Origin of the sequence: Levilactobacillus parabrevis ATCC 53295, assembly GCF_001434055.1 — a bacterium.
In the GTDB taxonomy this organism is placed as follows: domain Bacteria; phylum Bacillota; class Bacilli; order Lactobacillales; family Lactobacillaceae; genus Levilactobacillus; species Levilactobacillus parabrevis.
The window spans coordinates 1-230 of sequence record NZ_AZCZ01000125.1 but is presented as its reverse complement, the minus strand read 5'-3'; the positions used below and the strand labels follow the sequence as shown (position 1 = coordinate 230).

Below are 230 nucleotides of genomic sequence, written 5' to 3'. Positions count from 1 at the left end.
TCTAAGCTGGTCACCAGGAATGATTGCTCACGAATTTAAACTAGCTACTAAATCTATTTATAATTGGCTAAATCAGGGGAGAATTGGTTTCTCCTTGAATGATCTACCTGAACATGGCGTACGCCAACGGCGTAACGTTGACCAACGATCCAAATATAATCAATCTTTGGGGCGATCAATTGAACAGCGTCCCATGATGATTAATCAACGTAATCGCATCGGCGATTTTG

At 41.3% G+C, this 230-nt stretch carries 1 pseudogene; it reads left to right on the top strand.

What is annotated here, in order from left to right:
* Nucleotides 1-230: pseudogene (locus FD07_RS12015) on the top strand (IS30 family transposase); the annotation flags it as partial.